This is a genomic window from Geobacter sp. OR-1 (genome assembly GCF_000813145.1).
GTDB lineage: Bacteria > Desulfobacterota > Desulfuromonadia > Geobacterales > DSM-12255 > Geoanaerobacter.
Map to the genome: position 1 here is coordinate 17,261 of NZ_BAZF01000008.1, position 24,031 is coordinate 41,291.

At 58.8% G+C, this 24,031-nt stretch carries 23 protein-coding genes; 11 read left to right on the forward strand and 12 right to left on the reverse strand.

What is annotated here, in order from left to right; all coding sequences use genetic code 11:
* Nucleotides 1-3: 3 nt before the first annotated feature.
* The 12 genes from OR1_RS09940 to OR1_RS09995 all read right to left on the reverse strand — a co-directional run bounded on the left by OR1_RS09940 (nucleotide 4) and on the right by OR1_RS09995 (nucleotide 13,483).
* Nucleotides 4-2,046: a diguanylate cyclase gene (locus OR1_RS09940; RefSeq protein ID WP_052440373.1), complete on the reverse strand. Its 2,043-nt coding sequence runs from the start codon at nucleotides 2,044-2,046 to the stop codon at nucleotides 4-6.
* A gap of 13 nt (nucleotides 2,047-2,059) precedes the next feature.
* The gene (locus tag OR1_RS09945) at nucleotides 2,060-3,442 is read right to left on the reverse strand and encodes a TldD/PmbA family protein (protein WP_041971660.1); all 1,383 of its coding nucleotides are present in this window, start codon (nucleotides 3,440-3,442) and stop codon (nucleotides 2,060-2,062) included.
* On the reverse strand, nucleotides 3,435-3,677 hold the full coding sequence (locus OR1_RS09950; protein WP_041971662.1) for a DUF4911 domain-containing protein: 243 nt from the start codon (nucleotides 3,675-3,677) through the stop codon (nucleotides 3,435-3,437). The genes OR1_RS09945 and OR1_RS09950 overlap by 8 nt, the downstream gene beginning before the upstream one ends.
* A 61-nt stretch (nucleotides 3,678-3,738) precedes the next feature.
* Nucleotides 3,739-4,641 (reverse strand): 4-deoxy-4-formamido-L-arabinose-phosphoundecaprenol deformylase, encoded by a 903-nt coding sequence (locus tag OR1_RS09955; RefSeq protein WP_041971663.1) that lies wholly within the window; start codon nucleotides 4,639-4,641, stop codon nucleotides 3,739-3,741.
* Between the two features lie 43 nt (nucleotides 4,642-4,684).
* The gene (locus OR1_RS09960) at nucleotides 4,685-5,311 is read right to left on the reverse strand and encodes an outer membrane protein (RefSeq protein WP_041971665.1); all 627 of its coding nucleotides are present in this window, start codon (nucleotides 5,309-5,311) and stop codon (nucleotides 4,685-4,687) included.
* Nucleotides 5,312-5,335: 24 nt separating this feature from the next.
* Complete coding sequence (locus tag OR1_RS09965) at nucleotides 5,336-6,376, reverse strand: bifunctional UDP-4-keto-pentose/UDP-xylose synthase (RefSeq protein ID WP_052440374.1); 1,041 nt, start codon at nucleotides 6,374-6,376, stop codon at nucleotides 5,336-5,338.
* 19 nt (nucleotides 6,377-6,395) lie between these two features.
* Entirely contained in the window at nucleotides 6,396-7,313 is a 918-nt protein-coding gene (locus OR1_RS09970; protein ID WP_041971666.1) for a formyltransferase, read from the reverse strand.
* 106 nt (nucleotides 7,314-7,419) lie between these two features.
* The gene (locus OR1_RS09975; RefSeq protein ID WP_041971667.1) at nucleotides 7,420-8,364 is read right to left on the reverse strand and encodes a glycosyltransferase; all 945 of its coding nucleotides are present in this window, start codon (nucleotides 8,362-8,364) and stop codon (nucleotides 7,420-7,422) included.
* Nucleotides 8,365-8,438: 74 nt separating this feature from the next.
* Nucleotides 8,439-9,602: a DegT/DnrJ/EryC1/StrS aminotransferase family protein gene (locus OR1_RS09980; RefSeq protein WP_041971668.1), complete on the reverse strand. Its 1,164-nt coding sequence runs from the start codon at nucleotides 9,600-9,602 to the stop codon at nucleotides 8,439-8,441.
* 75 nt (nucleotides 9,603-9,677) lie between these two features.
* Nucleotides 9,678-11,339, reverse strand: coding sequence for a glycosyltransferase family 39 protein (locus OR1_RS09985; RefSeq protein WP_041971670.1), 1,662 nt, complete (start codon nucleotides 11,337-11,339; stop codon nucleotides 9,678-9,680).
* A 21-nt stretch (nucleotides 11,340-11,360) separates the two neighbouring features.
* Complete coding sequence (locus tag OR1_RS09990) at nucleotides 11,361-12,278, reverse strand: lysophospholipid acyltransferase family protein (RefSeq protein WP_041971672.1); 918 nt, start codon at nucleotides 12,276-12,278, stop codon at nucleotides 11,361-11,363.
* Nucleotides 12,275-13,483, reverse strand: a complete 1,209-nt coding sequence (locus tag OR1_RS09995) for a U32 family peptidase (protein WP_041971673.1) — start codon at nucleotides 13,481-13,483, stop codon at nucleotides 12,275-12,277. The genes OR1_RS09990 and OR1_RS09995 overlap by 4 nt, the downstream gene beginning before the upstream one ends.
* Nucleotides 13,484-13,619: 136 nt before the next feature.
* Here OR1_RS09995 and ybgF point away from each other — a divergent pair, with 136 nt between their 5' ends.
* The 11 genes from ybgF (at nucleotide 13,620) to OR1_RS10050 (ending at nucleotide 24,029) form a co-directional block, all read left to right on the forward strand.
* On the forward strand, nucleotides 13,620-14,333 hold the full coding sequence (gene ybgF, locus OR1_RS10000; protein WP_041971674.1) for a tol-pal system protein YbgF: 714 nt from the start codon (nucleotides 13,620-13,622) through the stop codon (nucleotides 14,331-14,333).
* A gap of 21 nt (nucleotides 14,334-14,354) precedes the next feature.
* Nucleotides 14,355-15,368, forward strand: a complete 1,014-nt coding sequence (locus OR1_RS10005; protein WP_041971676.1) for a LysM peptidoglycan-binding domain-containing protein — start codon at nucleotides 14,355-14,357, stop codon at nucleotides 15,366-15,368.
* A gap of 52 nt (nucleotides 15,369-15,420) precedes the next feature.
* On the forward strand, nucleotides 15,421-16,500 hold the full coding sequence (gene dprA, locus OR1_RS10010; protein ID WP_041971678.1) for a DNA-processing protein DprA: 1,080 nt from the start codon (nucleotides 15,421-15,423) through the stop codon (nucleotides 16,498-16,500).
* Nucleotides 16,501-16,536: 36 nt separating this feature from the next.
* The gene (topA, locus tag OR1_RS10015) at nucleotides 16,537-18,822 is read left to right on the forward strand and encodes a type I DNA topoisomerase (RefSeq protein ID WP_041971679.1); all 2,286 of its coding nucleotides are present in this window, start codon (nucleotides 16,537-16,539) and stop codon (nucleotides 18,820-18,822) included.
* Between the two features lie 40 nt (nucleotides 18,823-18,862).
* A complete protein-coding gene (locus OR1_RS10020) occupies nucleotides 18,863-19,834 on the forward strand; it encodes an HD-GYP domain-containing protein (protein ID WP_041971681.1) in 972 nt (323 codons plus the stop codon).
* Nucleotides 19,835-19,849: 15 nt separating this feature from the next.
* The gene (gene trmFO / locus OR1_RS10025) at nucleotides 19,850-21,166 is read left to right on the forward strand and encodes a methylenetetrahydrofolate--tRNA-(uracil(54)-C(5))-methyltransferase (FADH(2)-oxidizing) TrmFO (protein WP_272946194.1); all 1,317 of its coding nucleotides are present in this window, start codon (nucleotides 19,850-19,852) and stop codon (nucleotides 21,164-21,166) included.
* Nucleotides 21,167-21,253: 87 nt separating this feature from the next.
* Nucleotides 21,254-21,532: a hypothetical protein gene (locus OR1_RS10030; RefSeq protein WP_041971683.1), complete on the forward strand. Its 279-nt coding sequence runs from the start codon at nucleotides 21,254-21,256 to the stop codon at nucleotides 21,530-21,532.
* Complete coding sequence (locus tag OR1_RS10035) at nucleotides 21,519-22,091, forward strand: Maf family nucleotide pyrophosphatase (protein WP_041971685.1); 573 nt, start codon at nucleotides 21,519-21,521, stop codon at nucleotides 22,089-22,091. The genes OR1_RS10030 and OR1_RS10035 overlap by 14 nt, the downstream gene beginning before the upstream one ends.
* An 8-nt stretch (nucleotides 22,092-22,099) precedes the next feature.
* Nucleotides 22,100-22,786 (forward strand): YggS family pyridoxal phosphate-dependent enzyme, encoded by a 687-nt coding sequence (locus tag OR1_RS10040; protein ID WP_041971686.1) that lies wholly within the window; start codon nucleotides 22,100-22,102, stop codon nucleotides 22,784-22,786.
* A 134-nt stretch (nucleotides 22,787-22,920) separates the two neighbouring features.
* Nucleotides 22,921-23,469 (forward strand): YkgJ family cysteine cluster protein, encoded by a 549-nt coding sequence (locus OR1_RS10045; protein WP_041971687.1) that lies wholly within the window; start codon nucleotides 22,921-22,923, stop codon nucleotides 23,467-23,469.
* Nucleotides 23,466-24,029 (forward strand): carbonic anhydrase, encoded by a 564-nt coding sequence (locus tag OR1_RS10050; protein ID WP_041971688.1) that lies wholly within the window; start codon nucleotides 23,466-23,468, stop codon nucleotides 24,027-24,029. The genes OR1_RS10045 and OR1_RS10050 overlap by 4 nt, the downstream gene beginning before the upstream one ends.
* Nucleotides 24,030-24,031 lie beyond the last annotated feature (2 nt).

Consider the following 24,031-nt stretch of genomic DNA (forward strand, 5'->3'; position numbering starts at 1 on the left):
TTTTCAGTGCGTCTGCAGGGAACCGCTGTAGCTGAAGGTTCGCGCCCCTTTGCTGCCGGGGAGGTCGAAAGAACCGATGATCCTGTTCCGGCCGGCAGACTTGGCCTGGTACAGGGCCACATCCGCGGCGGCAATCAGGTCGATCGCGCCGGTGCCGTTGTCAGGGAACGAGGCAAGCCCGATGCTTACCGTCATCCGTCCGCAGGGGAGGCCTTCCTCGCCTGGGAACGGTTCCTGCTCGATGCCGTAACGGATCCGCTCGGCCACATACATGGCATCGATCTTGGGGGTATCCGGGAGCAGGATGCAAAACTCCTCCCCCCCGTACCGCGTCACGATATCCATCTCCCGCACCAGGCGGCGCAGGACATCGGCCACCCGTTTCAGGGCAATGTCGCCTGCCTGGTGCCCGCAGAGATCGTTGTAAAGTTTGAAACTGTCCAGATCGAGCATCATCACGCTCATCTTGAGGCCGTGCCTGGAACTGCGGGCAAGTTCCTCGTCCATCCGCCGTTCAAGGAAACGGCGATTGTAAAGCTCGGTCAGCGGATCGGTTATGGCGAGGCGCTCAAGGTGCCTTGCCCCTTCGCTGGTTCGGACGCGGGCGATCAGCGAGGCGGTATGGCCGGCCAGGGCGGACAGGACATCAAGATCGGCCTGATCGAACGGCAGATGATCGGCCTTGTCCGAAAGATTCAGAACGCCAAGCGTCTCGCCCTTCCAGCAGAGCGGAATACTGACAAAGGAGCCGGTCTTGAACCGGGGCCGGCGGCCGACGGCAAAACGGCTGTCGGTTTGAATGTCGTTCACCAGGACCGGCTGGCCACTCTTGGCAACCTGGCCGGCAATACCGCTCCCGACCCGCACGGCAAGCGTGCGCGCCAGGGTTGGATTCATTCCCCGCACTGCCGAGATATTGAGCGTCTGCTGTTGGCTGTCAAGCAGCATGAGCGAACCGGATCCGGCGCCGGCAAGCTCCGCAGCCCTGTCGAGGAACTCGGCCGCCAGTTCGCCGAGATCATCGATCAGGGCAAGCTGGTTGAAGATGTCGAACAGCTGCTCGGTCCGCTGGTTCCTTGCGCTGAGTTCCTGTTCGCGGTCGAGCAGGGCCAGCCGTAGCGCGCCTCGGCCGGCCAGAAGATCCTGAAGCAACAAATCGGTAGCGGACAGCCGGCCTCCCAGCAACAACAGCGCCCCGAAGCTCCTGCCGCCGGCATTTAGAGGGATGAGCCCACCCCTGTTCCCTGCAGCTATGGGGAGGATTTCCGCCAGTTCGTGGGGCGAAAGCGACAGAGGCTTGCGGCCGGACAGCAGCGTTGTTACCCGGTCGCCGGGAATTCCGGCCGGCTCGAAATCGATCCCCCAGAGCGGCTCCACCAGCCACCCCCCTGAAGAGGCGCGGATTATCGCCACCCCGGGGAGGTCAAAGATCAGGCCGATAGACTCGCCCAGCAGGGCAATGGCATCTTGTCCGGTCTCGGCCCGGTCCAGCTCGGCGCTAATCTCTCCCACCAGCCGCATCCTTTCGGAATCGACACTGCCCGGTTTTTCTGCAGATTCGCCTCCCCGGAGCATTTTGGCGAGCGCCATGACCCGGGCGGCTACCTCGGATACGCTGCCGAAGGTGACAACCGGCAGAGCTTCCAGCTCGGCCAGCAGTGCGATCGTGTCAGTCCCAGACCGGCGCGCCAGGCTCTCAACCGTCACCAGGTCCAGGCTTGAGTCGCGCACCCCGCACCCGACGATGCAGAAATCACCCCCGTCATCCTCCAGCGGAACGGCAAAACAATAAAGTCCCGCCCCGGAACGGGAGACCTGCGGCGAGCCGATCCGGGCCACCCGGCCAAGCAGATCGATCAGAAACGGCTGCCCCAGCCATTCGAGAACAGGCGGAGGAGCGCCGGCACCGGCATATGGCCATGAGGCGTTAGGCGCTGCCGATTTCTGACCCTGCCGGAACAGGGCAAGGGTGAACCCGGAGAGAAAACCGGCATGCTTTACCGCTGCCAGTGTCTGCTCAGCCCCGACCTTATACCTGTCGCGCATTGTCCCCCCCTTGTCAGGCCGCCCCGCCGACGGTGATCTCGGAGATCAGCAGGGTCGGCTGGGCATCGGATACCGGGATACCCTGGCCGTCCTTGCCGCAGGTGCCGATGCCGAAGCCGAGGTCGTTCCCCACCCTGACTACGTTCTGCAGGACGGTCGGGCCATTGCCGGTAAGGGTGGCCCCCCGTACCGGCTCGCCGACCGCACCGTTTTCGATCAGGTATCCTTCCGTGACCTCGAAGACGAAATCGCCGGTAACCGTGTTTACCTGGCCGCCCCCCATCTTCTTGACGAACAGGCCGCGGGTGGCCTCCCGAATGACCTCCTGCGGCTCGGTCTCTCCGGGGAGGATCATGGTGTTGGTCATCCTGACGATCGGTTTTGAGGCGTACGATTCGCGCCGGCCGTTCCCGGTCGACTCCGCGCCGCTCTTCATCGCGCTGAGCCGGTCGTACAGATAGCCCTTCAGGATGCCGTTTTCCACCAGCACATTCCTGCGGGCCGGGACAGCTTCGTCGTCAAAGAAGAACGAGCCCCGTGCATTCGGAATGGTCGCGTCGTCAACCACGGTCACCAGGGGCGAGGCCACCATGGTGCCGAGTTTGCCGGTATACATCGAAACGCCGGACTCAACGAGATCCCCTTCCAGCCCGTGGCCTATGGCCTCGTGCACCATGGTGCCGCCGGCCTCGGACGACAGGACCACCGGCATCATCCCTCCTGGGGATTTGGCGGCACCCAGCATCATTACCGCCCTGCGGGCCGCGGTCTGCGCAATTTCGGCAGGCGGCCGGGTCCCCAGAATCTCCAGGCCGCAGAACCCGCCGACCGGCTCGTATCCGGTCTGAATTACCGACCCGTCGGCCGCAACGGCCTGCACGGCAAAGACCACCCCGGTCCGGGAAAATTCGACAAATTCGCCGCACGAGTTCGCGATCTGGGTCTTGGAACGGCCGTCCCGGTAGCTGACCGAAACCTGGCGGATACGCGGATCAAAACCGCGGCCGGCCCGGTCCGCCTCGTTGACCATTGCCACCCGCCGCTCAAGCGGAACCAGTTCCGGCGGGTCGACAATCGTAAACCCGGGGGCAACATTGCGGCTGCGCAGATCGATGGCGGAATCGAAGCTCTTCCCCTTCACCGCTCGGCTGACAGTACGAGCCAGCTCCAGCAACGCCTCTTCGGTCACGTTATTGGTATAGGCATAGGCGGTCCGCAGGTCGGCGATGACCCGGATTCCCACTCCCCGGTCGCTGCCTGATATTACTCGCTCGATCCGGCCGTCGTCACAGGAAATACCGGTGGATGAACCCTCTTCAAAGTAGATGTCGGCGAACTCGCCGCCATTGGCCAGCGCAGTCCGCAAAATCCTGTCGATCGCTATATTTTCAAGCACCCATTGCCTCCATCGGTTCGTCAACCTCTACTAGTCCAATCTCTCTGGACAAAGAATCAAGCAGGTCCCTGACATCCGCCGCCGCCCATTCCGGACAGCTGATCCGCACAATCCCCTCTTTCCGGTCTGCAGTGCTCATGGTCGAAAGACCTTCGTAAGCCTCAAGAATAAACTTGAGATAAACGAGATTCCGGCGATCAACGCGGAAATAGCTGACTTTATCTACCGCTGTCATTCCAACTCCAAAGACGATATAAGAACGGTGACACAATGGCACAACGCCGCAACCGGCCAGGCTACGCTTCGACCTGTATCGCCACCGGCATGGCCCTGCCGCCGGTATAACTCATCTGCAGTTCGCAATTCGGGGCATCGTCTTCATACTGCTCCGCCGCTTCACCAAGGGTCGCAAACCGGACCCCCATCTCTGACAACCGCTCCAGAAGTGCCGTAAATGTTGCGCTATAGGCATTCCCCTCCAGCTCGGCATGGATGGTGTGAACGTTCAGGCCGGGCCTGACCAGCGAAAGATAATGATCGTTGATGTTGTCCGTGGTGATGCCGCTCTCGCCCAGGATTTCGTCAAGAGTCGGCCAGGTGGATGGGATCTGGAGGGTGTTGAAACGCCGGCCCTCCATCACCGGATAAAACGGGCGGGTGCCCCGGGAATCGCTGCAGTAGGCAAGCCCCATTGCATCCTGGATCTCCAGGGAATCGGGGGTCACGGTCCATCCGGGCGCAGCGGTTGTCCGGGTTCGGTGGCCGAAGACCTCCTCGAATGCCGCGCTCGCCCGGCCGAGTTCCATCAGCGCGGTCTGCTTGGGAAGCCAGGGGAGATAGTCGTGCCACTTGACATGGTCCCAGCAGTGGATGCCGACTTCATGGCCTGCCTGTTCCACGCTCCGGAGGGTGTCAGGAAGGCGCTCGGCAATGTACGGCGGCGGTAGAATGGTGCCGTACAACATTGTGCGCAACCCGTACGCCGACGGTGCGCCGGTCCGCATCATTTTACGCAGAAACCCGCGCCGGAAGATCCGGCGAATGGCCTTGCCCGAGTTGTCCGGCCCCATGGAAAAATAAAAGGTTGCCCGGATGCCGAACCTGCCGAGGATCTCCACCAGATGCGGGACGCCGTCCCGGGTACCGGAGTAGGTATCCACATCGACCTTGAAGGCGATGATAGGAGCAAGACCCGGCATTGACTGACAACCCTCCTGATCAGACAGTTACGCTAAAAATGGTTTAAAGCCCCAACCTGAAGAATGCGGTCAGGAATGTGCCCCTGATATCGAGGTCATGATCATCCCAACGGGTCTCAAAACGCTTGACTTCAATACCGAGAGAAGAGCTGCCGCCAAGCAGCATGGAAACACCGCCGCCGTAATGGTAACCGAATAAAACCTTGTCATCCTCAATAGAGGCCGTGACCTGGTTGCGATTCTCAACTTTCAGCATCGAGTAGTACATCCCCCCGCCGGCCAAGGCATAGATGTCAAATTGCTTGAAAGGATAGATCGCCCGGATGGTTCCGGTAACCGGAACCAGTTGGAGAGATCGATGCAGGTTTTTGAGGTTGTCATCGTAGTCGTCGGCCGCGATGAAACCGAACGATGCCTCCGCAGCCAGCCAGCGTATCGGTTGTATGCCGTAGCCGGCTTCGGCCCCTTCACCGATATTCATCCCGGGAGATCCCTCCGGGAAAAATCCGCCGGCGCGAAACAGGGCGTACTGATTAACATACTTCTTGCCAGAGGTCTCCACCTGATCCTTCTTTCTCATCCAGTCATAATCGGCAGCAGCTGCGTTGCTCCCCATACCCGGCAGCGCCAGCAATAGCGCCGTAACAACAAAGAATATCAGGTGTCCCATCGTCAATACCTCCAGCCCATGGTTCTAGAGTAAATGCTCGATCTTTTCCCTTTCGTCCACAAGGTAGAAATCGAGGGTCTTTCTGAGAGCATCATCAATGGAAGTCTTCGGCTCCCATCCTAACCGCTCTTTAGCGTTCTTTACCGACGGCACCCTGGTGAGCATATCCTGGTATCCTTTACCGTAGAACTCTCCGGAGGTGACCTCGATGATCCGGCACTGTTCCGCCTTGTCACGGTAGGCCGGATACTCCTTCATCAGCAACAGCAGCTTCTCGGCAAGTTCCTTGACCGACAGGTCATTGGTCGGGTTGCCGATATTGAATATGCCGCTGTCCGCCGCGCCGTTCTCATTGGCGATGATCTTCATCAGGCAGTCGATGCCATCTTCGATAAAAGTAAATGAGCGTCTCTGGCTGCCGCCGTCAACTAATTGGATCGGCTCGCCGGCCAGAATATTGTAGAGAAATTGTGTGAGCACCCGCGAACTCCCTTCCTTGGCGGTGCTGATGGAATCGAGTTTGGGGCCGATCCAGTTGAAAGGCCGGAACAGGGTGTACTGCAGGCCCTCGTGAGCGCCATAGGCATAGATAACCCGGTCGAGCATCTGCTTGGCGCAGGAGTAGATCCAGCGCTCCTTGTTGATCGGCCCGAGCATGAGCGGCGAGTTCTCCTCGTCGAACTCCCGGTCCGGGCTCATGCCGTAGACCTCGGAGGTAGAGGGGAAGATGACCCGCTTCTTGTACTTGGCGCACTGGCGGATGATCTTCAGGTTCTCCTCAAAGTCGAGCTCGAAGACGCGGAGCGGGTCCTTCACGTAGGTTACCGGCGTGGCGATCGCCACCAGCGGCAGCACCACGTCGCACTTCTTGATGTTGTACTCGATCCACTCCTTGTTGATGGTGATGTCGCCTTCCAGAAAATGGAAGCGGTCATGCCCCAGGGAGCGCTCCAGCTTGTCGCAGGCCATATCCAGGCCGTAGACTTCCCAGTCGGTGGTGGTTAATATACGATGGGTCAACGCATTGCCTATAAATCCATTGACACCGAGTATCAGTACTTTCATTGTCGCAATCTCCTTGTTTTTATTCGAAACACGCGTGTTCCAGCGAATTCTTTTCTACATAGACAGCAGCAGTTGTTTCGACTTCTCCATCTGCCTGCAACTTTTTGATCTCCAGCAGTCCGTCACCGGTGCCGACCAGCAGCGGCTCGGTAGAGACCACTTTGCCCGGCTCAGAGCTGCCGGCAACCGGCCAGGCACTCCAGATGACGACCTTGTGGCCGCAGAGGTGAGTGAAAGCGCCTGGATACGGGTGTGTAACCCCGCGGACCAGGTTGTAGATCGTAACGGCGCTCCTGGTCCAATCGATCCGGCCGTCTTCCGGCTTTCTCCCGCCGCAGTAATTGCCTTCCTTCAGGTTCATCGGGATGCGCGGCGCGGTTCCGGCCACAAGCATCGGCCAAGTGCGGCGGATAACCGTCACTGCCGCATCGGTCACCTTGTTGAAGACGTCAAAGGCGGTGTCCGTGAACTCTATGGCCACCTTCTCCCGGTCCACGATCTCGCCGGCATCCGGTTTCTCCACCATGTAGTGCAGCGTGGCGCCGGTCTCGGTCTCGCCGTTGATCACCGCCCAGTTCACCGGCACCCGGCCCCGGTATTTCGGCAGGTACGAGCCGTGCAGGTTCAAGGCGCCACGGGCCGCCAGTTCCAGAAGTTCCGGCTTGATCATGTTCCGGTAGTAGAAGGAGAGCAGGAACGCCGGTGCGATCTCCGCCACTCTGGCCTGGTTCTCCGGCAGGTTGATGTCGCTGGTGAGGAACGGGATGCCGTGCTTGCAGGCCAGTTCCCGCACCGACTTGAACCAGATCTCCTCGGTCGGTGAATCTTCGTGGGTAAAGATCAGCCGGATGTCGGCCCCCTGGCGAAGCAGTTCTTCAAGGCAGCGGTAACCGACATTATGATAGGCACAGACAACAACCGTTGCCTTTGTCTCCATGACGGTGTTGGCTGCGTCGTCAGCTCCTCGACGTACTGCTGTGTACGCCTGCGTCGCATCCTCCTTCCCGCCTTGTCCTGAAGCCAAATCCAATGGTTGTCCTTGATTAATGCTCATTATCGGCTCCATGAACCTTCCTCACCACATAGCGCGGCCTGCGGCGGACCTCCTGGTAGATCCGGCCGACATACTCGCCGACGATGCCGATGCCGAAGATGGTGATCCCGATGAAAAAGAACAGGATGGCGAACAGGGTGAAAACCCCCTCCACCTCGGCGCCGACAATGAACCGCCGCACCAGCAGGAAGATGGCAAAAGCAACGCTGAACAGCGAGGTCAGGATGCCGAGCAATGCGAACAGTTGCAGCGGCACCACCGAGAATCCGGTCATCAGGTCGAAATTCAGCCGCACCAGTTTGTAGAGCGAGTACTTGCTCTCCCCTTCCTGGCGCTCGGCATGGGCGACCTCGACCTCGCTCGGGCTGGCGGCAAAGGTCTGGGCCAGCGCCGGAATGAAGGTGGAGGTCTCCTGGCAGCGGTTGATATTGTTGATCACGTTGCGGTGATAGGCCCGGAGCATGCAGCCGTAATCGCTCATCTTCATGCCGGTCATCTTCCGGGTGACGATGTTCACCATCAGCGAGGCGGTCTTGCGGAAAAAGGTGTCCTGCCGTTTCTGGCGGATACTTCCGACAACGTCGTGCCCCTTCTCCACTTCGGCAACCAGCTTCGGGATTTCTTCCGGCGGATTCTGCAGATCGGCATCAAGAGTTATTACGATCTCGCCGCGGCTGATCTCGAAGGCCGCCATGATCGCCATATGCTGGCCGAAGTTGCCGTTGAACTCCACTACCCGGACCTCGGGGTATCTGGCCACCATCTCCTTCAGGATCTCCAGGGACCGGTCGCGGCTGCCGTCATCGGTCAGGATGATCTCGAACGGCTTTCCCAACCCCTGCATGACCGGGTAGAGCCGATCGAAGAGATTGGCGAGATTCCCCTCCTCGTTGTAGACCGGTATGACAATGGATATGTAAGGTTTATCGGGCATTGCATTTTCCTGTAGGGGCGCGACTTGCTGCGCCCGGACTGACGTGGGCGCGGCAAGTCGCGCCCCTACGAAATCTATTTCCTGTTCTTCGCGATCACGTCTTTCACCGCAGCCACGACATCACGAGCATCACCGTCGGTCATCTTCGGGAAGAGCGGCAGGGACAGGATCCGGTCCGAGGCGTAATCGGCATTGGGGAGCGAACCTGCGGGCTGGGGGAGGTTCTCGCGGTACCAGGCGTGGTGATGCACCGCCTTGTAATGGAGACCGGTACCGATATTTTGCTTTTTCAGCTCGGCCATGAAGCCGTCGCGGTCCAGTTTCAGATGCTCGATCCTGACCAGCGGCGTATACAGATGCCAGGCGTGGCGCTGTTCGTACGGGGCGTAAGCCGGCAGGGCCAGTTCCGGCACATCGGCGAACTCCCGGTTATAAAACTCCGCGATCTCCCGGCGCCGGTCGATGAAGCCGTCCAGTTTCGGCAACTGGTGGATGCCGATGGCGGCCTGGATATCCATCATGTTGTACTTGTATCCCGGCATCATGATGTCGTAGTTGGGACTGCCGCTGGCAGCAAACCGCTTCCACGCCTCGCGGCTCATGCCATGGAACTTGAGCAGCGAGACCTCTTCGGCCAGGGTCTCGTCGCCAGCGCAGACCATCCCCCCCTCGCCGGTGGTCATATTCTTGTTGGGGTGGAACGAAAATATGGAGATGCTGGGAAACGAACCGATCCGCGCCCCTTTGTATTCGGTGCCGGCGGCATGGGCAGCATCCTCGATCACGGTCAGGCCAAACTCTTTTGCCAGCTTGAATATCGGGTCCATATCGCAGGATTGGCCGGCAAAATGGACCGGAATGATCGCCCTGGTACGCTCCGTTACCTTTTCCCGGATCTTGGTTGCATCGATATTGAGCGTCCCCGGCTCGATGTCCACCAGAACCGGCTTGGCCCCGCACAGGATCGGGATGCTGACCGTGGAGGCAAAGGTCATCGGGGTAGTGATGATCTCGTCACCTTCCTTGATCCCGAGGGCAAGGAGAACAAGGTGCAGCCCGGCGGTTGCGGAACTGAGCGGCACGGCAAAAGGGGCGCCCACATACGCCTTGAATGCATCCTCGAAACGCTTCACCTTTGGTCCGGTGGTGATCCAGCCAGACCTGAGGGAATCGACCACCTCGTTTATTTCCGCGTCCTCTATGGTTGGGGTGGAAAAGGGGAGAAACTCGCTGCGCACAAAACCTCCGGATGACTCGTAAAATCGTTTATTTATGGCACAAATCACCTGCCGGTGCAAATCATTTCCCGCGACTCAGCGATTTGCAATAAGGAGCTTGCGGCTGTCCTGCCCCAGCACCCTTACCGGGGTCTTGATATTGGCTTTCAGTGACTCCAGATCATTGGGCTTGATCAGGGCAACGACATGACGACCCGAATCCCAGAGTGACGGCAGATTCTCCCGTTCCATAAACCAGGCGGACTGGTCGCCGATCTTGGCGCCGAACTCCAGTTCTCCCATCCCGCCGGCAATGATCACCCGCCGTCCGGCATAAAACGGGAATCCCTGTTCGTAACCCACGCTGACAACTGCGCTATCCGGGCCGGCAACGCTTCGCACCATGCGGCAGAGCTCTCTGGAACTCGCCTTTTTCCCGGACATGGCAGGGAAAACCGCATGGGGAGCGACCAGCGACAGGAGCAGCCCACCCGCGACCAGCACGCAGAACAACCGCTTGGCATCGCCGCGGCGCGCCATGACAATGGCCAGGGCACCTTCGGCAATGAACACGATCCCCAGGGCCGCCCCACCAGCTGCCGATGCATAAGGCTTCTTATCGACAAAGGGATAGGCGATGGCCCCGCAACCGGCAATGCAGAGCACCACGGCAAGTGTGATCGCGGTCTTTTTCGGCAGCGCTTCGCCGTCGAAACATTTGCCGAAAAGCAACCCCACCAGGACTGCCAGCGGCGGGAAGACCGGCAGGATGTACGGGATCAGCTTGGAATTGGACTTGGAAAAAAAGAGGAATATGAACGCCGCCCAGATGATGAGGTACAGAATCCGGTCGCCGCCGGGGCTCTTCCGTTCCCGCCAGGCTCGCACCAGAGCCTGCGGCACGAAAAAGGACCAGGGGAGCATGGTCAGCAACAGGATTGGCACAAAAAACCAGAACGGCTGGTATCTGCCGTGCACCTTGGTCAGGAACCGGGTGAAATGCTCATGTATGAAGAAGAAGTTGAAAAACTCCGGGTTGCGCAGCGAAGCGAGCAGCGGCCACGGCGCGGCCACGGCCAGCAGCAGGATCATGCCGGTAAACAGCCGCATTTCCCGCAAAAGCGACCATCTCTTGCAGAACAGCAGGTACAGGAAAATCACGCCGCCCGGCAGCACGATCCCGATCAGCCCCTTGGCCAGAAAGGCCAGGGCGGAAAAGAGGTAGAAGAGGTGGTAGTAAAGTCCTTTGCGCGCTTCCGCCGGATGGGATGCGAGCAGAAAGCAACCGATCGTCACGGTCATGCAGAAGGTCAGCGTCATATCGGTCAGGTTGATCCGCCCCTGAACCAGGAAACCGGTTGCGGACCCCAGGACCAGGGCTGCCATCAACCCCTCGCGTCTGCCGAACAGTTTCCTGGCCAGGTGGTAGATGAACAGCACGGTCAGCAGCCCGCAGAGCGCTCCAGGCAAGCGGGTGGCGAATTCGTTCTCGCCGAAGATGCGCATCGATATCGCGTTCAGCCAGTAATGAAGCGGCGGTTTCTCGAAATACTTGACGTAATTGAGCATCGGCGTGACAAAATCACCGCGTTCGAGCATTTCGCGGGGGATTTCGCTGTAGCGTCCCTCGTCAGGCTCCATCAGGGGAAACTTCCCCAGGAACTGGAAAAAGGCAGTGCCGAAAATCAGGGCTATGACTGTCAGGTCCCTGCGTGCGGACCCGGTTCGTTCGGTCAAGAATTGGATAATCTGCTGCATCGATTCCCCTTCAACTCCGGATTATAGGTTCTCCGTCCCCTTCCACCGGCGGTAGAACCAGTTCCACTGGGTCGGATAATTGACAATCTGCTCTTCGATATAACGATTCAACCGGTCCGTATCCCGGCGGATCCGCTCATCCTGACTCCCCTCGCTGCTGAGCGCCATTTCGGGATAAATCGTGACGATATTCCGGTCAGCTTCGCGATGGATGAAGATCGGCACCAAGGCAGCCTTTGACTTCATCGCCACCTTGACCGGCATCATGGTCGTCCAGGCCGGTTGCCCCAGAAAGCCGGCAATCACGCCGTGAGGGGGTCGGGCCACCTGGTCCACCAGAATGCCGACAATCCCGTTCGATTTCAACCGGGTCAGGATCTCGCGCACGGCGTGATCGCGATAAATGACGCTGTTGCCGTGGCGAAACCGCATCTTTTCGAGGAGCCGGTCGATGTACTGTTTTTTCATCGGCTTGGCCACCACCGCCAACGGCTTGTATTTTGCGCCGAAAGAGAGCGCCAGCAGTTCCCAGTTGCCGCAGTGGCCGGTTATGAACAAAACGCCGTTGCCGCGGACGGAAGCCTGTTCATAATGTTCCATCCCCCTGAACTCGACCGTTGCAAAAAGATCTTCATCGAGCCCATGGTAAAGCCTGCTGATCTCGGCAACCAGCTTCCCCATATTCTCGAACAGCTCCCGGGCCAGATGCGCCGGAGCGTTGTATAACGGGTTCCACCCCGGTTGCCGGCGCAACCAGGGGAGCATCTTCTCCATGTTCTCAAAACCGAGCGAACGCCACCGTCGCAACAGTTGATAAAGGATCAGCCCGAGTTTTTCCCCCAGCTGCGTGGCCATCCTGAGCGGCATTACAGCAAAAGGGACGGTGAGCGCCATGATTGCCGAGGTGCCGGCCGCCCACTTCAGATCACGACCGGTCATCGCGCCTTCCTCAACAGGTCGTGCTGTTCAGCCGGGAATGAGGGTTTCAGCCGGATCCTGCTGTTGGGGTTGGCAACCTCAAGGGGAGCGGAGTCCAGGTCAAGCAGCTCAACCTGTTGCATGACCCCCAGCCGCATCCCCCGACCGAGCCATTCTATCGTATCGCCTGATTTTATCTGGTTCCGCACGGCAATGACAGCGGTGCCGTCTTCCCCGACCGACTCGACCACGCCGACAAATTCATGACTCCTGATGTAGCGGGAATCATACTCCTGCCCCACATTCAACGGCGCGCCAAAGGCAAAACCGGTAGTATAACCGCGGTGGCTGATCTTGTACAACTCCTCCAGCCATTCGGGACGGAACCGGTACGCATCCCCCTCCGCAGCCAGCCGGTCCAGCGCTTCCCGGTAGACCCTGATGACGGCGCCGACGTAGTTGATCCCTTTCATCCGCCCTTCGATCTTCAGGGACGACACCCCTGCCGCGGCCAGCTCCGGCAGGTGCTCGATCAGGCACAGGTCCCTGGAGTTGAAGATGAACGTGCCGCTTTCGTCTTCGAAGACCGGGAAGTATTCGCCCGGCCTGGTCTCTTCGACCAGGGCATACCCCCAGCGGCAGGGGTGGGAGCATTCCCCCTTGTTGGCGTTCCGTCCCGACATGACGCTGGAGAGCAGACAGCGCCCGGAATAGGAGATACACATCGCTCCGTGGACAAAGGCCTCCAGTTCCAGCTCTACCCGGCCGGCGGTCTCGCTGATCTCGGCCAGCGACATTTCGCGGGCCAGATTGATCCTCCGGATCCCCTGCTTCTGCCAGAAAAGCGCGCTGCGCCAATTTACGGTATTGGCCTGGGTGGAAAGATGCAGCTCCATACCGGGGGAGATTTCCCGGACCAGGTCGATCACCCCGGGGTCGGCAACAATGTAGGCGTCCAGCGGGATCGGGGAAATTTCTGACAGGTAGTCCTGGAGATGCGAAAAATCACTGTTTGCAGGGAACGCGTTCAGGGTCAGATAGACCTTGACCCCCCTGGAATGGGCATAATCCGCCGCCTCAGCCAGCTCGGAGACAGAGAAGTTGCCGGCCAGGTTTCTCAGTCCGAACGACTTGCCGCCGAGATAGACGGCATCGGCACCATAATGAACCGCAATTTTCAACTTTTCCATATTGCCGGCAGGAGCCAGCAGTTCGGGTATCTTCATTGAATCCTCACCCCTTGGCGGCGTAAAGGCGGATATTAGCACATCCCTACCCCCAAAGGAACCCAAAAGGGGCGCAACCCCTTGACAACGAATCGGAAGAAGCTTTAATTATGGTAACTTTGCGGGAGGCTGAGCAATGAATCGATTAAAAAGCCCGGGGCTTTTGCTGGCTATTGCCCTTTTGAGCGGCTGCAGTTCCATGGATGTATTGACCAAGAAACAGATGGAAACCGAAGGTAGACTGGAGCAGGTCCTTCAGGCCGGTGCCGCCCAGAGAACGCAGCTGTCCGAGCTTTCGCGGGAACTACAGGAACTCTCGAAAAAGGTGTCTGACCAGGAAGCTACCCTGGCAGCGCAAAAATCCGAAACCGAGGCATTAAAAAGCCAGCTGGCCGCGCTGCAAAAATCAGAGCCGGTTGCCCAGACCCGGTCGACTATTGAGGTCGTCGGTGCCGAGCCGGCAAGGGCAGACAGTGAATCGCAGCAACAGGAGGCCTACATGAAGGCCTTCGGCATTTTCAGCGCCAACAGGTACGACGAAGCGATCAGCGCCTTTACTGACTTCATTGCCGCATATCCCAACAGCGAATACGCAGCCAACGCCCAGTACTGGATCGGAGAATGCCACTATTCCCGGAAGGACTACCGGAGCGCGCTCGCTGCCTTCAATACCGTGCCGCTAAAATTCCCGAAAGGGAAAAAAGTCCCGGATGCGATGTTAAAGATTGCCTTTTCGCAGTTGAGCCTGAACGATCAGCCCGCTGCCAGGGCCACCATGCAGAAACTGGTTGAGGCTTTCCCAAAAAGCCCGGCCGCGGCCAAGGCAAGAGAGCGACTCAATCGACCCTAATCACTCAAGAGGTTAACACAAATGAAAAAGGCCATATTTACTGTTCTGGCTGCCGCTATTCTCTCTTATGCCCTGCCGGTCCTCGCCGGGTCCGCAGAACCGCAGACCTATGTAATCCAGCAGGGGGATACTCTCTGGGGGCTGTCCGAAAAGTTCCTGAATGACCCGCATTACTGGCCCGACCTTTGGGCAAAAAACCCAGTAGTCACAAATCCTCATGTCATATTCCCAGGCCAGAAGATTCTGTTCAGAAACGGCAAGATCGAAATCGCACCGGCGCCAGCGCCAGAGGCCACCGAACAGCCGGCTGCAGCGCCGGTTGCTGCAAAACCGGTGGAGCAGCGTGTTAAGGAGATAACCTTTTCAGTCACCGGAGGAGAAGGGTTTATCGAAGAAGGGGAGCACAGGCCTTTCGGCACCATAATATCCACCTACCAGAACCGGCAGTTATCCGGAGAAGACGATATCGTCTACACCGACCTAGGGAGAACCAGGGGGGCGAAAGTCGGCGACCGCTTCTCCATCTATCAGAAATCAGGGGCGATCAGTCATCCGCTCACCAACATGATTGCCGGGTACAAGGTCATTCCATTGGGGACCCTGCAGCTTGCGGAACTTGAAGACAAGGTCTCCAAGGCGATTATCACGGAATCATATCAGGAAATCGGCCCGGGAGCACAACTGGCTCCGTACAAGGAGAGGAAAAAAGCGATCCCTCTCAAGGCTGCGGATCTGGATCTGTCCGGATATATCATTGAAACCAAAACCGGGAACAAGGCGATCGCCACCGGAGAAATAGCCTATCTGGACCTGGGCGAATCGCATGGCATCAGGACCGGTAACATGGTATACGTGGTCAGGGATGTGCAGCCTGACCCGAAGTTCATAGACGTTCCGGTCGGCAAGCTGCCACCCGAGGTCATCGGCGCACTGGTGGTGGTCGACACCAACAAGACAACTTCAACCGCCCTTGTGATCAAGAGCATCGACACAATATACCGCGCAGACCGGGTAGAACTGCTCAAGGGGCGCTGAAAAAGCATGGGGAAAAAGGGGCGGGGATTCCGCCCCTTTTTGTATCTATCCGATGACTGATCATTTCTACTGGTTTGCCCTGAAATCGGTCCCGCTTGTCGGCAACGTCACCTTTCGCCGGCTCGTGGAACATTTCGGATCGCCGGAAAAGGTTCTGGAGAGTGCGCTGCCGGAGCTGGTGCGCAGCAGGATTGTTTCGCATCCGGTCGCGGCATCCATAGCAGCGCACGACTACCACCCCTTTGCCGAAAAAGAGGCCGCGGCCGTCGCAAAGCAGGGGATCAGGATCATAGACTTCCGGTCGCCGGAATACCCGGCTCTGCTCCTGGAGATCACTGATCCGCCCCCTTTTCTCTATGTAAAAGGTAGCCTGGACAATTGCGAACCTGCCGTGGCCGTAGTCGGATCAAGGCGGGCAACACCCTACGGACTGCAGGCGACAGGCAGGCTGGCAACGGAACTGGCGGAACAAGGGGTTACGGTAGTCTCGGGGATGGCCCGGGGGATCGACACCGCTGCCCACAAGGGCGCCCTGGCCGGTGGCGGGAAGAGCATCGGCGTTCTCGGCTGCGGAATCGACATAGTTTACCCGGCTGAAAACAGCCGGTTATACGACGATATGGCCGCCAAAGGGGCACTGGTCTCCGAGTTCCCGCTGGGAACAGGCCCGTTGCCGAAAAACTTCCCCAGGCGGAACCGGATCATCAGCGGGCTCTCTCTCGGTGTTCTGGTGGTGGAGGCGGCGGAACGGAGCGGGTCGCTCATAACCGCCCAGTTTGCATTGGACCAGGGGCGAGAGGTATTCGCCATCCCCGGCCAGGTTACTTCCGGCACGAGCCGTGGCACCAACAGGCTGATTAAACAGGGGGCCAAACTGGTCGATGTGGTGGCAGACATCATGGAAGAGCTGCCCACTGGCAGCAGAGGCTGTCGTACCCCGCTGCAGCCGCAGCTGCTCCTCCAGCCCGACGAAGAATCGGTCTGGGCAACACTGGGCGAAGGGCCGGTTCATATCGACGAAATTGCCCGGAAAGCCGGGTTGACAGTCCAGGAGCTTTCCGTTATTTTACTCCGCCTGGAGTTGAAAGGCCTATTACTTCAACTTCCGGGCAAATTTTTTACCCTTTCGTGACTGAAACGGATCCAATTCAAGTGAGAACAACAGATCATGCCCCAACACCTGGTTATAGTTGAATCGCCTGCCAAGGCAAAGACCATCGAAAAATTTCTCGGCCCGGATTACAAGGTCCTGGCTTCGTTCGGCCATGTGCGCGCCCTCCCAAGCAAACAGGGCTCGGTGGATACGGAAAAGGATTTCGAGCCTAAATACGCGGTGCTCCCCGAGAGCAAGAAGCATATCGATGCCATCAAGCGTGAACTGAAGGGGTCCGACACCCTGCTCCTGGCAACAGACCCCGACCGCGAAGGGGAAGCGATCTCCTGGCACCTGCTGGCCGCCCTCGGCATCGACGAAAAGAAATCCCCGATCACGGTCCAGCGGGTGGTTTTTCACGAGATCACGAAAAACGCCATAGTGGATGCGGTCAGTAACCCGCGCACCATTGCCCACGACCTTGTCGATGCCCAGCAGGCAAGATCGGTGCTCGACTACCTGGTCGGGTTTACGCTGTCGCCGTTCCTCTGGAAAAAGATCCGTTACGGCCTGTCCGCGGGCCGGGTCCAGTCGGTCGCGCTCCGCCTCGTCTGCGAGCGCGAACGTGAGATCCAGGCCTTCAAGACCCAGGAATACTGGACCATCGGGGCCGAGCTTGCCAAGCAGGAAGGACAGAAACTGACTGCCGGGCTGATCGAGGTCAACGGGAAAAAACTCGGCAAGTTCGACATCCCGGACCAGGCATCTGCCGACGGTATTGTCAAGGATTTGCAGGGGTGCAGCTACCGGGTTGACAAGGTTGCCAAGAGCGAACGGAAACGGACCCCGGCGCCGCCGTTCACCACTTCCACCCTGCAGCAGGAGGCGTCCCGAAAATTGGGTTTCTCGGCCAAGAAGACCATGTCCACTGCGCAAAAACTCTACGAAGGTATCGACATCGGCAGCGGCGCAGTCGGTCTGATCACCTACATGCGTACCGACAGCGTGGTCCTCTCCTCCCAGGCGCTGGATGAGACCCGTCAGGTCATCACCGGTCTATACGGCAAAGAGTATGCCCTGGAAAAACCGCGTTTTTTCAAGAACAAAGCCAAGAACGCCCAGGAAGCCCATGAGGCGATCCGCCCCACCTATGTCGACAAGACCCCTGCCGAGCTGAAAAAGATCCTCTCGTCCGACCAGTTCAAGCTTTACGACCTGATCTGGAAACGGACCGTTGCCTGCCAGATGGCAGAGGCGCTCCTCGACCAGACCTCCGTGGATATCGCTGCCGGCGAGCGGTTCAAGCTCAGGGCGACCGGTACGGTGATCCGGTTCCCCGGTTTCATGAAACTGTACATCGAGGGGATCGACGACGAGACCGAGGAGAAGGAAGGGCTGCTCCCGCCGCTCAATGAAGGGGAAGCCCTGAACCTCAAGGGGCTCAAGCCTGAACAGCATTTTACCCAGCCACCCCCGCGCTACACCGAGGCAACGCTGGTCAAGACCCTTGAAGAATACGGCATCGGGCGGCCATCCACCTATGCCAGCATCATGAACACGCTCCTGGAGCGCAAATATGCCCGGCTGGAGACGAAACGCTTCTTCCCCGAAGATGTCGGGATGGTGGTCAGCGACCTTTTGACCCAGCATTTTACCCAGTATGTCGATTACAACTTCACCGCCCGCCTCGAAGAGGAACTTGACCAGGTTTCACGGGGCGAGAAGCAGTGGAAGCCGGTGATGCGTGATTTCTGGGGTCCGTTTTCCTCCCTGCTCAAGCAGAAGGAGGGGGAAGTCAGCAAATCCGACGTCACCACCGAGGCGCTGGACGAAAAATGCCCGGAATGCGGGGAACTGCTGGCGGTCAAACTGGGCCGGCGCGGGAAGTTCATCGCCTGTACCGGTTACAAGGACGGCTGCCGCTACACCAGGAACATCGAATCAGCCGAACAGGCGGAAAAACCTGAGCCGGAGATTTCCGAAGAAAAGTGCGACAAGTGCGGCCAGCCGATGCTGATCAAGGACGGCCGTTACGGCAAATACCTTGCCTGCTCCGGTTATCCGGCCTGCAAGAACATCCAGCCTCTGGTAAAGCCGAAAGGCACCGGTGTTACCTGCCCCGAGTGCGGCAAAGGGGAGCTGACCGAAAAGAAATCGCGCTACGGCAAGATGTTCTACTCCTGCAACAAGTACCCGGAATGCAAGTTCGCTCTCTGGGACCCTCCCCAGCCCGGCCCCTGCCCCAAGTGCGGCTTCCCGCTCCTGGTGAAAAAGGTGTACAAACGGGAAGGAGAGTTCCTCAAATGCCCCAAGGAGGGGTGTGATTACAAGCTCGGGGGGAAGGAGCCGAAAAAAGAATAGCACTTCCCTGCGATATTTTTGTTCAACCCTGGAGATGCCCATGCAGGAACAATCATACATACCGATTGCCATCGAGGGGATCGAGCCGATGGCGTTCCCAGATGTTGCCCTCTACCTGAAGACCGGCGGCAACTTTGTGCTCTACAAAAGCCACGGCAGGGATTTCTCGCAACTGGACGCCGACAGGCTCACCAGCAACAAGGTTGAATTCCTCTATGTCAGCCCCCAGGACATGGACGTCATCAACGAGTACATGGAAGCAAACGTTGAGCGGTTCCTGAAGAGCGAAGAGCTGACCCGCACCGTCAAGGGGAAGATGATCTTCCAGACTTCCATCAACTTCATCAACGACCTCTTTTCCAATCCCAAAAAGACCAACGACAGCGACAGGATCAGGCGGCTGATCGAAAACCTCCTCACCTACCTGTCGGGTGACGTCAGGACCCTTTCGACCCTGGAAACGGTCATTGCCCACAATTACCATACGTTTGTCCACAGCCTGCAGGTCACTGCCCTGAGCATCATGATCCACTCCGAAGCTTACATGCTTAAGCATGACGAAATGATGGACGTCGGCATCGGCACCCTGCTGCACGATTTCGGCAAGACCTTTCTGCCGGACGAGATCCTGAACAAGACCGGCAGATTGACCGAAGAGGAGATTGCCCGCTTCAAGAGGCACCCCGAGGAGGGGTACAGCTATCTCAAGGAAAACACCAACCTGAACGATATTGCCCTGGCAATAGTACGCATGCATCACGAGCGGAACAACGGCAACGGCTACCCGCGTGGAATCCGTGGCGAACTCATCCCCAGGGGGGCACAGGTAGCATCGGCATGCGACTTTTTCTGCAATATGACCATGGGGAGGGATGGCAATAAGATCATGTCCCCGAACATCTGCCTGCACATCATGAGGCACGAGATGAAAGGCGCCTTCAACGAACAGATACTTAAAGCGCTTGAATCGATCGTCTGCACCGACGATACGGAATCGAATCTGCCGCTCTGATCCGGGCAAATCACACTGACCATGACCATCCCTTCAATCACCATCATCGGCGCCGGTCTGGCCGGCTGCGAAGCAGCCTGGCAAGCGGCCCGGCTCGGCGTACCGGTCTCCCTGCACGAGATGAAGCCGCAAAAATTCTCGCCGGCCCACCACTCTCCAAATCTTGCGGAACTGGTCTGCTCCAACTCCCTGCGCGGCGCATCCATGGAGAACGCGGTCGGGCTTCTAAAGGAAGAACTGCGGCGTCTGGGGAGCCTGTTCATGGCAGCGGCAGACGCAACCAAAGTCCCTGCCGGCGGGGCGCTTGCCGTTGACCGGGAGCTGTTCTCCGCCTTTGTTACCGAAAAGATCGAACAACACCAGCTCATCACACTCGAGCGGCAGGAGCTCTCCGAGCTCCCTGCTGCCGGCGCCGTCATCGTCGCGTCAGGCCCGCTTACCAGCGATCGCCTTGCCGAAAGCCTCAGAGCCGTTACCGGCGATTCCCTCTATTTCTACGATGCCATCGCCCCGATCGTGTCCGCCTCGTCGCTCGACCTGGGAAAGCTGTTCAAGGCGTCCCGGTACGGCAAGGGGGACGGCGACGATTACCTCAACATCCCGATGGACGAGCCGCTCTACAACGCCTTTGTCGACGAACTGCTGGCAGCGGAAAAGGTTCCGTACCGCGACTTCGAAAAGGGGGTGCATTTCGAGGGGTGCATGCCGATTGAGGAGATGGCCGGCCGCGGCCGGGAAACCCTCAGGTTCGGGCCGATGAAGCCGGTCGGTCTGATCGACCCGGCAACAGGGAAAGAGCCGCATGCCGTCATCCAGTTACGCATGGAAAACCGGAAAGCAACCCTGTACAACCTGGTCGGGTTCCAGACCAAGCTGACCTGGCCGGAACAACGCCGGATATTCCGGATGCTCCCCGGCCTTGAAAACGCCGAATTCGCGCGACTCGGCTCCATGCACCGCAATACCTTCATCAACTCCCCGCAACTGCTTACCCCGCTCCAGCAGCTGAAGTCCGCCCCCCGTATCTTCTTTGCCGGCCAGATCACCGGCGTGGAGGGTTATGTCGAATCAGCCGGAAGCGGGTTCCTGGCCGGGGTCAACAGCGCCCGACTGGCGCTGGGCTATGCTCCGTTGCTGCCGCCGCCGACCACCGCCCTGGGCGCGCTGATCAGGCATATCACCAATACCGATGTCAGGCACTTTCAGCCGATGAACGTGAACTACGGCCTCTTCCCCGAACTCCCCGGCAGGGTGAAGAAGAAGGAACGCCGGTCACTACTGGCCGAGCGGGCACTGGCTGATCTGGATGGCTGGCAGCAGGCCATGGACTGATCCCCAGCTACTTTTAAGTTGTTACGCTCTCGCCAATCCGTTACAATTTCGCCGTTAAAGCGGTTATCAAATTCGACAAGGTCTCCCATGAAAGAAAAAGAAACCCAAGAAGCATCCCTGATCGGCAGGATATTCTGCATGGAGGCGCTGATACTCCTGATGGGATTGATCTCCCTCGGCTCCGGTTTCTATACCGGTGAATCCATTCAACTTTTCTGGGGCGGCATGATCATTACCGGCGCGATCATCCTGCACTTTGTCCGGAAAAAGGACTGGAAAAGCCATTGGGAAGAGCAGGAAAAGATGAAGCAGGTCTACGAGGAGATGAGAAAGCGGGAAAAAGGGGACCGGGATGCCGGAAAGTAGGATAATCCTGGCGTCAGCCTCGCCGCGGCGGGCCGAACTGCTCGAATCGGCAGGAATCCGCTTTCAGGTGGTACCGGGGCATATCGACGAAACCCCGCTCCCAGCCGAACCGCCCGTTGATCACGTGCTCCGCCTTGCCGCCGAAAAAGCGGCCGAAGTCAGCCGGCGCGAGGCAGGGGATTTCTTCATCGGCGCCGATACCATCGTACTCTGCAGCGGCGAGATCATGGGGAAACCTACTGATGCCGCCGATGCCGCCAGGATGCTCAGAAAGCTCTCCGGCATCTCACACGCGGTAATCACCGGCTATGCGGTCCTGGCCGGAAACGGCGCCATCCGCACCGCCGCCGTGGAGACCAGGGTATTTTTCAAGACCCTCACCGAGCGGGAAATCAACGATTACATCGCCACCGGATGCCCGATGGACAAGGCGGGCGCCTACGCAATCCAGGGAGGGGCGGCCCACATGGTGGCCCGGATCGAGGGCTCTTACACCAATGTCGTCGGGTTGCCGCTCTGCGAAGTGATTGAAACCCTGCGGGAGATGGGCGCAATCTGAGGTAACGTATGGACCTGGCTGCAAACCTCCGGCAGATCCGGGCGGAGATTGCCGCGGCAGCGGCAAAGGCGAACCGGGACAGCTCCGGCATCAGGCTGGTGGCGGTATCGAAATACAAGCCGCTGGCAGCGATAGAAGAAGCTGCCGCGAGCGGTCAGCTGATTTTCGGTGAAAACTACGTCCAGGAGCTGACCGGCAAGGCAGCTGCAGTCTCCGTACCGGTCGAGTGGCATTTCATCGGCCACCTGCAGAGCAACAAGGTGCGGCAGATTGCCGGACTGGTAGCAATGATCCATTCGGTGGACCGGCTCTCGCTAGCAGAGGAGATCGACCGGCAATGGGGGAAAAGCGGCGGTTCCTGCCCCATACTGGTCCAGGTCAATGTCTCGGGAGAACCGACCAAGAGCGGCGCCACGGCCTCGGAAGCAACGGCGCTGATCAGGGAGATCGCCAAACTCCCCAACGTCAGCGTTCGGGGGCTCATGACCATGCCGCCGTTCTTTGACGACCCCGAAGGAGCCCGGCCATACTTCCGCGAATTGCGGGAGCTGGCGGCAGCGATTGCCGGGGAAGCCATACCGGGCGTGACAATGGCTGAACTGTCTATGGGGATGTCAGGGGATTTCCGGGTCGCCATCGAAGAGGGGGCAACGCTGGTGAGGATTGGCTCGGCAATCTTCGGCGAAAGACGATGATTGCAACGGCAAAGCAAAAAGCTCCATATGCAAGGCTTGCGAAGCATGAGGAGCGAGTCGTAGCCGGAGGCTACGTCGCAGTGACGAAAGCTGAGCGTAACGCAGCAGATGGACTTTTGGCGAGCCGATAAAATATGGAAGATGTACTCGCAAATTACTATTCCCTTGTGAACAAGGTCGACGACCTCTGCAGGCAGATCGAGACGGAATTCTCCGACCAGCTTGCCTGTCATAGCGGATGTTCCTCATGCTGCCGGCATATCACCCTTGCCTGGGTGGAGGCGATGGCCCTTGCCACTGCCCTGCAAAAGCTGCCGCCGAACGAGGTGGAGGCGATCAGGCTGAGGGCGCAATATGCAAAGCCGAACGGCCCCTGCCCCCTGCTGGTTGATGACAGATGCGCCATGTACGATTATCGCCCGATCATCTGCCGCACCCATGGTCTGCCGATCCTGAGGGAAGAGGCGGGCAAAGGCCTGATCGATTACTGCCCCAGCAATTTCCAGGGGGTGGAGACCCTGCCGGGTAATGCGGTGATCGACCTGGACCGGCTCAATACGCTGCTCGATTCGATAAACAGGGTTTTTATCAACGAATTCTTTGCCTCGAAACCGGAACAGGAGCGCCTGACCATTGCCGAAGCACTCCTGCTGGAGATCGACACCACCGGAGACACGACATGAAGCTGCTCGACAAGATCCTCGAAGCAAACGGCAAGTTCGTAAAACCCGGGGCATTCCCGCCGCTTCCCAAAAACCCGCAGAAACAGTTTGCGATCTTTACATGTATGGACACCAGACTGGTGGAGTTCCTCGAACCGGCAATGGGGATCAAAAGGGGCGATGCCAAGGTGATCAAGAATGCCGGCAATACCCTTGTCGACGCCCTCCACGGCGGAGTGATCAGAAGCCTCGTTGCTGCCATTTTCATGCTCGGGGTCGAGGAGATTTTCGTCATCGGTCACCGGGATTGCGGCATGGCCAGCGTAGACCCGGACGAGCTGCGGCGGCGGATGCTGGCCCGCGGTATCGATCCGCAAATCATCGAAGACTATGTGCCTGACCTGTCACGGTGGATCGGCGCATTTTCCTGCCCGGAACAGAACGTGGCCGCAGTAACGGGGAAAATCCGGCGAAACCCCCTGATCCCAAAGGATGTCCCGATCCATGGCCTGATATTCTGCCCAGACGACGGTCACCTGGACCTCCTGGTAAACGGTTATGACCAGGTAAAGGAGAAATAACA

Bases quoted from the DNA above. Each gene is read 5' to 3' on its own strand.
- OR1_RS10050 (WP_041971688.1), top strand. From the start codon at position 23,466: ATGAAGCTGCTCGACAAGATCCTCGAAGCAAACGGCAAGTTCGTAAAA.
- OR1_RS09995 (WP_041971673.1), bottom strand. From the start codon at position 13,483: ATGAAGATACCCGAACTGCTGGCTCCTGCCGGCAATATGGAAAAGTTG.
- OR1_RS10045 (WP_041971687.1), top strand. From the start codon at position 22,921: ATGGAAGATGTACTCGCAAATTACTATTCCCTTGTGAACAAGGTCGAC.
- OR1_RS09975 (WP_041971667.1), bottom strand. From the start codon at position 8,364: ATGCCCGATAAACCTTACATATCCATTGTCATACCGGTCTACAACGAG.
- topA (WP_041971679.1), top strand. From the start codon at position 16,537: ATGCCCCAACACCTGGTTATAGTTGAATCGCCTGCCAAGGCAAAGACC.
- OR1_RS09990 (WP_041971672.1), bottom strand. From the start codon at position 12,278: ATGACCGGTCGTGATCTGAAGTGGGCGGCCGGCACCTCGGCAATCATG.
- OR1_RS10020 (WP_041971681.1), top strand. From the start codon at position 18,863: ATGCAGGAACAATCATACATACCGATTGCCATCGAGGGGATCGAGCCG.
- OR1_RS09960 (WP_041971665.1), bottom strand. From the start codon at position 5,311: ATGGGACACCTGATATTCTTTGTTGTTACGGCGCTATTGCTGGCGCTG.
- OR1_RS09985 (WP_041971670.1), bottom strand. From the start codon at position 11,339: ATGCAGCAGATTATCCAATTCTTGACCGAACGAACCGGGTCCGCACGC.
- OR1_RS10040 (WP_041971686.1), top strand. From the start codon at position 22,100: ATGGACCTGGCTGCAAACCTCCGGCAGATCCGGGCGGAGATTGCCGCG.
- OR1_RS09970 (WP_041971666.1), bottom strand. From the start codon at position 7,313: ATGGAGACAAAGGCAACGGTTGTTGTCTGTGCCTATCATAATGTCGGT.
- OR1_RS10030 (WP_041971683.1), top strand. From the start codon at position 21,254: ATGAAAGAAAAAGAAACCCAAGAAGCATCCCTGATCGGCAGGATATTC.
- OR1_RS10035 (WP_041971685.1), top strand. From the start codon at position 21,519: ATGCCGGAAAGTAGGATAATCCTGGCGTCAGCCTCGCCGCGGCGGGCC.
- ybgF (WP_041971674.1), top strand. From the start codon at position 13,620: ATGAATCGATTAAAAAGCCCGGGGCTTTTGCTGGCTATTGCCCTTTTG.
- OR1_RS09940 (WP_052440373.1), bottom strand. From the start codon at position 2,046: ATGCGCGACAGGTATAAGGTCGGGGCTGAGCAGACACTGGCAGCGGTA.
- dprA (WP_041971678.1), top strand. From the start codon at position 15,421: ATGACTGATCATTTCTACTGGTTTGCCCTGAAATCGGTCCCGCTTGTC.
- OR1_RS09955 (WP_041971663.1), bottom strand. From the start codon at position 4,641: ATGCCGGGTCTTGCTCCTATCATCGCCTTCAAGGTCGATGTGGATACC.
- OR1_RS09965 (WP_052440374.1), bottom strand. From the start codon at position 6,376: ATGAAAGTACTGATACTCGGTGTCAATGGATTTATAGGCAATGCGTTG.
- OR1_RS09950 (WP_041971662.1), bottom strand. From the start codon at position 3,677: ATGACAGCGGTAGATAAAGTCAGCTATTTCCGCGTTGATCGCCGGAAT.
- OR1_RS10005 (WP_041971676.1), top strand. From the start codon at position 14,355: ATGAAAAAGGCCATATTTACTGTTCTGGCTGCCGCTATTCTCTCTTAT.